The 6,570-nt window shown below is 73.2% G+C and carries 7 protein-coding genes; 2 read left to right on the top strand and 5 right to left on the bottom strand.

Annotation, left to right across the window (positions count from 1 at the left end):
- Together ACLFOB_RS13670 and purD are read right to left on the bottom strand one after the other, a co-directional pair.
- Window positions 1-333, bottom strand: a 333-nt coding sequence (locus ACLFOB_RS13670; RefSeq protein ID WP_410926437.1) for a hypothetical protein, incomplete at its 3' end; no start/stop codon positions are given.
- Between the two features lie 142 nt (window positions 334-475).
- Entirely contained in the window at window positions 476-1,756 is a 1,281-nt protein-coding gene (purD, locus tag ACLFOB_RS13665; RefSeq protein WP_410926436.1) for a phosphoribosylamine--glycine ligase, read from the bottom strand.
- Between the two features lie 142 nt (window positions 1,757-1,898).
- Between purD and ACLFOB_RS13660 the strand changes: the two genes are divergently transcribed.
- Both ACLFOB_RS13660 and xseA read left to right on the top strand, forming a co-directional pair.
- A complete protein-coding gene (locus ACLFOB_RS13660) occupies window positions 1,899-2,459 on the top strand; it encodes a type 1 glutamine amidotransferase domain-containing protein (RefSeq protein ID WP_410917668.1) in 561 nt (186 codons plus the stop codon).
- 376 nt (window positions 2,460-2,835) lie between these two features.
- Window positions 2,836-4,386, top strand: a complete 1,551-nt coding sequence (gene xseA, locus ACLFOB_RS13655) for an exodeoxyribonuclease VII large subunit (RefSeq protein ID WP_410926435.1) — start codon at window positions 2,836-2,838, stop codon at window positions 4,384-4,386.
- 206 nt (window positions 4,387-4,592) lie between these two features.
- On the opposite strand, the gene ACLFOB_RS13650 is transcribed toward xseA, so the two are convergent.
- The 3 genes from ACLFOB_RS13650 to ACLFOB_RS13640 all read right to left on the bottom strand — a co-directional run.
- The gene (locus ACLFOB_RS13650) at window positions 4,593-4,991 is read right to left on the bottom strand and encodes a hypothetical protein (protein WP_410918489.1); all 399 of its coding nucleotides are present in this window, start codon (window positions 4,989-4,991) and stop codon (window positions 4,593-4,595) included.
- Between the two features lie 31 nt (window positions 4,992-5,022).
- Window positions 5,023-5,547 (bottom strand): GNAT family N-acetyltransferase, encoded by a 525-nt coding sequence (locus tag ACLFOB_RS13645; RefSeq protein WP_410926434.1) that lies wholly within the window; start codon window positions 5,545-5,547, stop codon window positions 5,023-5,025.
- Window positions 5,547-6,570, bottom strand: a 1,024-nt coding sequence (locus tag ACLFOB_RS13640) for an alkane 1-monooxygenase (protein WP_410926433.1), incomplete at its 5' end; no start/stop codon positions are given. The genes ACLFOB_RS13640 and ACLFOB_RS13645, both read right to left, overlap by 1 nt.

Here is a 6,570-nt window from a genome sequence, read left to right as displayed (position 1 = left end):
CGCCACGCCCTTCATCGGCACCCGCTTCCGCCGGCTCGCGCCGGCGCGGGCGACCTCGACGGCCACGGGCTGGCCGGGATCGCCCGGGTCGACCGGCCGCATCCGGCGAAGACCCTGCGCGTCTGGCGCCATCTGCCGGGCCCCCGACGCCTCGAACCGGTCGCCGATCTGAGGGGCGTGACCAACCACCGCATCGGCAAGACCGACATCTCCGGCGGCCTGCGCGACTGCGGCGCAGGCCCCGAGATCGTGGTCGCCGACGCCGACTGGCGCCGGCTCCTGGCGGTCATGCGCGAGCCCGGCCGCCTCACGGATCGGGATATCGGTGCGCACAAGGTCCGCGCCGGCCTCGCCGCCGCACTCGCCTCGCCGGGAACTGACCCGACCGCCTGTGCCCGATCCTTCCTCTTGCCCGAAATACCCCGGGGGGAGTCCGGCGCAGCCGGACGGGGGGCAGCGCCCCCCTCGCGCCCTGTCAGCCGGCGCGGCGGCCGCCCAGGGCGCGCCAGCCGATGTCGGCGCGGAACTGGCCCCCCGGCCAGTCCACGCCCCGCACCATGGCATAGGCGCGCTCCGCCGCCTCGGCCAGTGTCGTCCCGCGCGCAGTCAGGTTCAGCACCCGCCCCCCGGCCGAGACGAAGCGCCCGCCCTCCCGCGCCGTGCCGGCATGGAAGCACTGGTGAAAGCTGTCCTCGGGCAGCGCCTCCAGCCCGCCGATGGGCTCGCCCCTCGCATAAGGGCCGGGATACCCCTCTGCCGCCATCACCACCGTCATCGCGTGGTCATCCGCCCAGGTAACGCGGCAACCGTCGAGCCGCCCCTCCGCCACCGCGTGCATCAGGTCCAGCGCCTGCGCGCCCAGCCGCAGCATCAGCGCCTGGCATTCCGGGTCGCCGAAGCGGACGTTGAATTCCACCAGCCGCGGGGTGCCGTCCGCGATCATCAGCCCGACATAGAGCACGCCGGAATAGGGCGTGCCGCGGCGCGCCATCTCGGCCACCACGGGCCGCACGATCCGGTCGAGCGCGCGCGCCTCCACTTCGGGCGTCATCACGGGCGCGGGGGAATAGGCGCCCATCCCCCCGGTGTTGGGCCCGGTGTCGCCTTCGCCCACGCGCTTGTGGTCCTGCGCGGTGCCGATGGGCAGCACCGTCTCGCCGTCGACCAGCACGAAGAAGCTCGCCTCCTCGCCCTGCATGAACTCCTCGATCACCACTTCGGCGCCGGCCGTCCCGTGGGCGCCACCGAACATCGCCTCGACCGCCGCCTCCGCCTCTGCCACGGTCTCGGCCACGACCACGCCCTTGCCGGCGGCCAGCCCGTCGGCCTTGACCACGATGGGTGCCCCCTGCGCGCGGACGTGGGCCGCGGCCGCCGCCGGGTCCGAGAACCGCGCCCAGGCCGCCGTGGGCGCGCCGCAGGCATCGCAGACCTCCTTGGTGAAGGCCTTGGAGGCTTCGAGTCGCGCCGCCGCGGCAGAGGGGCCGAAGACCGCGAAGCCCGCCTCGCGCAGACGGTCGGCCACGCCCGCGGCGAGCGGCGCCTCCGGTCCGACGATCACGAGGTCGACCGCCTCCTCCTCGCACAGCGACAGAACCGCCGGCGCATCGCAGGGGTCGAGCGCGGCGCAGGTGGCGATCTGCGCGATGCCGGCGTTGCCCGGTGCCACGATCAGCTTGTCGCATTTGGGATTCTGCAGCGCCGCCCAGGCCAGCGCATGTTCCCGCCCGCCGCCGCCCAGAATGAGGATGTTCATCGCGCGCCCCGTCCCCCGGTGAGCCCTGATCGCGGGCCTCGTAGCCGCGGCGCCCGCCCGTGGCAAGGCAGGAGGGAACGGGGGGCCGGGGCCGCGGGTTGCGCAAGGGACAGTAAGGGAACATCCCGAAAGGAGACCACGCATGGCCCGTCTGAGCGGAAAGACCGTCGCGATCCTTGCCACCCATGGCTTCGAGCAGTCCGAGCTGGAGCACCCGCGCGAGGCGCTGGCCCAGGCCGGCGCGACCGTGCACGTCGTGTCGCCCGAGACCGACGACATCACCGCCTGGAAGGGCTCCGACTGGGGCGGCAAGGTTGCGGTGGACCGTCCGCTCAAACTGGCCGACGCGGGCGAATACGATGCGCTCGTGCTGCCCGGTGGCCAGATCAATCCGGACATCCTGCGCACCAAGCCCGAAGCGGTGGATTTCCTGCGCGAGATCTGGCGCGCGGGCAAACCCGTGGCGGCGATCTGCCACGGGCCCTGGATGCTGGTCGAGGCCGGCATCGCCAGGGGCCGCAAGCTCACCTCCTATCCCTCGATCCGCACGGACGTGCAGAACGCCGGCGGCCACTGGGAAGACGGCGAAGTGGTGGTTGACGAAGGCCTCGTCACCAGCCGCAACCCCGACGACCTGCCCGCCTTTTCCGAGAAGTTGATCGAAGAGATCGAGGCCGGTCACAGCTACAGCCGCGCCGCGTGAGGTGCGCGCCGGCCGGCGGTTGGCCGTCTGCACCCTCTGCCCCCGCGCGCATCGGACCGATTTCTGCATGGGGCGGCGCAGGGTCTGCCACCGTTGGCGCCCCGACGGGCTGTCCCCGTGGCGAAAGCCGCACACGCGATCTGCGCCGTTTCGTCGGTTGCCGACCGCCAGCTCGGAGCGCGCCGGTGGACGAGCGCGGCACAGCGGCAAGAGCGCACTTGCGAGGGCGCACTGGCGAGGGCTGACCAGCAAGGATGCAGCCGTGCTGGCGAAATCGCCGCAAAGCTGCATCCCCGGCGTTCCCCGTCGCGCGATGCGCCGGCGCGGACGACCTGGCCGCTTCCCCTCCGCCGTGCGATCGGGCATGGTCCCGCCCATGTCCGACCTGATCGAGGATGCCGGCCCGGCTGACAGGGCCAACGCGCCGGAGTTCACCGTCTCGGAGATTTCCGGTGCGGTGAAGCGCGTGGTCGAGGGCGAGTTTCCGCATGTTCGCGTGCGCGGCGAGCTGGGCCGCGTCACGCGCCCGCGTTCCGGCCACGTCTATCTTGACCTCAAGGACGAGCGCGCGGTGCTTTCGGCGGTGATCTGGAAGGGCACCGCGGCGCGGCTTGCCACCCAGCCGGAGGAAGGGCTGGAGGTGGTGGCGACCGGGCGACTGACCACCTTTCCCGGCCAGTCGCGTTATCAGCTGGTGATCGAGGATCTGCGCCCGGCGGGGCAGGGCGCGCTGATGGCGCTGCTGGAGAACCGCAAGAAGATGCTGGCGGCAGAGGGGCTTTTCGACGCGGCGCGCAAGCGCCCGCTGCCCTGGCTGCCGGAGGTGATCGGGGTTGTCACGTCACCCTCGGGCGCCGTGATCCGCGACATCCTGCACCGGCTGCGCGACCGCTTCCCCCGGCATGTTCTGATCTGGCCCGTCGCGGTGCAGGGCGCCAACTGCGCGCCCGAGGTGGCCAACGCCATCCGCGGTTTCAACGCGCTGGCGCGTGGCGGGCCGATCCCGCGCCCCGACCTGCTGATCGTGGCGCGCGGCGGCGGCTCGGTCGAGGACCTCTGGGGCTTCAACGAGGAGATCGTCGCGCGCGCCGCCGCCGACAGCGCGATCCCGCTGATCTCCGCCGTCGGGCACGAGACGGACACCACGTTGATCGACTTCGTGGCCGACCGCCGCGCGCCCACGCCGACCGCCGCCGCGGAACTGGCCGTGCCCGTGCGGCTGGAGCTTCTGGCCGCGACCGAGGCGCTGGGCGGGCGGCTTGCGCATTGCGTCACTGCCGCGATGGCGCGCCGCGGCGAGCGGCTGCGCGATCTCGCCCGCGGGCTCCCGCGCCCCGAAACGCTGCTGGACTGGCCGCGCCAGCGGCTCGATTCGCTGGGCGACCGGCTGCCCGCCGGGCTGCGCGCCTCGGTGCAGGCGCGGCGCGTGGCGCTGTCCGAGGCGGGCGGCAGCCTGCGACCCGGCCTGCTCACCCGCGCGCTGGCGGGCGAGCGGCGGCGGCTCGATGCCTGCGGCCCGCGCCTTGCGCCTGCGCTCTCGCGGCGGGTGGAGGCCGGGCGCGAGGCGCTGGCGCGGCGCGCCGACCGGCTGAGCCTGCGCCCCATCGAGGCCGAGATCGCCCGCGGCCGCCAGCGGTTGAGCGAGCAGGGCGCGCGGCTCGACGCGGCCTTCGCCCGTGGGGTCGAGGCACAGCGCCGGCGGCTGGAGACCGCCGACCGCCTGCGCGAGACGCTGGGCTACACCGCGACGCTCAGGCGCGGCTACGCCGTGGTGCGCGGCGACGGCGCGGTCCTCACGCGCAAGTCACAGGCGGAACAGGCCCGCGCGCTGGAGATCGAGTTCGCCGACGGGCGGCTCGCGGTCGGCGGGCGGACCCGAAAACCCGCGCGCGGCGACGAGCCTCCGGAGCAGGGCGAACTCTTCTGAGCCGCTCCTCGGGACCCTGCGGGCCCTCGTCGCGGCTGCGGCGCCAGCGAAGAGGCCTGCCAAGGCCGATGAGCGCCCCTCTGCGCCGCAGAAGCGCCGGCGGCGCCTCCGTCACCAGCACGCCGAGACGTTGCGCTCCTGCCGCATCGGCAGATGCTTGTGAACCTCCGTCGCTGACCGGCAGACCCGCGGCCCGCGTCGGCGCATCATGCACCGACCTCGGGGCCCAGGCACTGCATCGGTTCCTCGCCCTCTTCCGCCTCGTAGAGAGGCACGCTGCTCTCGTCCTCGAAGATCGCGAGCAGCCCCTCGGGGCCGCGGTAGAAGCGCCAGCACTGCGGGCCGATCTCGTCCTCGTATTCGAAGCAGATCATGCCGCGGGAATCCTCGTACCAGACCCCCTCGATGCAGCGCCCGTCGAGAAAGGACCAGGTGACCTCGCGGTTGTCGCGGTATTCCTCGACGCCGTAGGGCTGGCCGTTCTGGCCGAAGTAGAGCGTCTTGCCGCGGGTATAGGCGTCGAACTCCTCTGCGCTGAGCTCGTCGAGCGCGGCGAGGGGCGTGGCGAAAATGGCGAAGGCAAGGGCGAGGGCACGGAACGGCATGGCGCAATCCTGCCATGCCGGGGGCGCATTGTTAATCGCTTTCGCGCGGGATCGGCGCCGGCCCGCCGGTGTCGAGCGGGCGCAGCAGGTAGCGCACGGTCTTGCCCGGCGCCGGGCTGCCCTCGCCCACGCGGGCAAAGCCCATGCGGGCATGAAAGGCGTCGGAGACCGGGTTGGGCGGCACGCGGTTGACCTCGCAGGCGACACGCGCCCGGCCAGAGGCGCGGGCGGCCTCGAAAAGCGCGGCGTAAAGCTGCCGCCCCATGCCCTCGCCGCGCCGGTCCCCGGCCACGACGATCCGGTCGACATAGACGAATCGGTCATATCGGTCGCAAAACCAGCGGAAGTTCGGACTGGCGTAGTCCGCGCTCTCGTCGAAGGCGATGAGGAAGGCGGAGCCGTCCTCGGGCGCCCAGGCGGCAAAAGCCGCGCGGCACAGATCGGCCAGCGCCTCGGTCGTGAGCGGCGATGTCTGTTCGGCATGCGCGTCGTTGAGCGCGCGCAGGCGGGTGAGCAGCGCCTGCGGCGCCCGCGCCAGATCGACAAGCTGCCGCATCACGCGCCCTGCCGCGCCATGACGCGCCGGGCCCGATGGTCCATCAGCTGCCGCCAGGCGGGCGGCCAGAGCGCGATGGTCGCCATCACCGGCAGACTCTGGGGCAGCCTTGGCATGTCCTCTTCCAGCGCCAGTTCCGGCCACGGCCGGGCAGGGTGCGCGTGATGGTCGGAATGGCGCGGGGCGTTCAGCATCATCGCCGCCGACTGACGGTGCGGCGCGTTCCAGGAATGCTGCGGGCCGACCGGCTCCGCCCGCCCCTCCGCGCCCGCGCGGCGCGTCAGCCCGTAGTGCTGCACGTAGTCCGACAGCAGAAGCTGCGCCTGCGCGTAGGCGGCGAGTCCCAGCAGCGCGGCCAGCCCGCCCGGCCCACCGATGAGCAGGGCCAGCAATCCCGCCACCGCCGCGCCGCCCAGCCATATCGCATAGGGGTGCAGACCGCGCGGACCGCTGCGTCGCGCCCGCAGCGCCTCTTCCGCGCGCCAGCCTTCGCGGAAGCTGCCCCACCAGGCGCGCGGCAGGAAGCCCCAGTAGCTGCGCCCCAGCGGCGCCGAGTTGGGATCGCGCGGCGTGGCGACATGGACGTGATGCACCAGCCGGTGCGCCGAGACGTGATGCCCGAAGAGCAGCGAGACGTAGATCGCCGCGCCCAGCCGCCGCAACGCCCGCCCGGAGGCATGGATCAGCTCGTGCGCGGCCGAGTTCGAGATCTGTCCGAAGAAGAGGCCGAAGCCGAAGAAGGCGACGCCGCGCTCCAGCGCCGACAACCCGCTCGGCCCGCCCACGCCCCAGATGGCGAGCCCCCACAAAAGAAAGTGGACGCTTCCCAGCGCGACCGTCAGCGCACGGCCTTCGCCGGCGCCCTGCGGGGCGGGGGCGCGGCCCAGACGGTCGAGCGCGAAGGTCAGCACCGTCATCCACAAAAGGGCCGCCGCACCCCACGCGCCGCCCGCCAGCACGGCGAGCGCGAGCAGGAGGGCGGGCACAAGGGTGGCAATGGCGAAACGGGGCATGGGCGTGAAC

The sequence above is a fragment of the Rhodosalinus sp. genome (assembly GCF_046542825.1).
Classification (GTDB): domain Bacteria; phylum Pseudomonadota; class Alphaproteobacteria; order Rhodobacterales; family Rhodobacteraceae; genus Rhodosalinus.
Note: the sequence above shows the minus strand (reverse complement) of the source record. Positions and strands in the feature narration are given on the sequence as shown.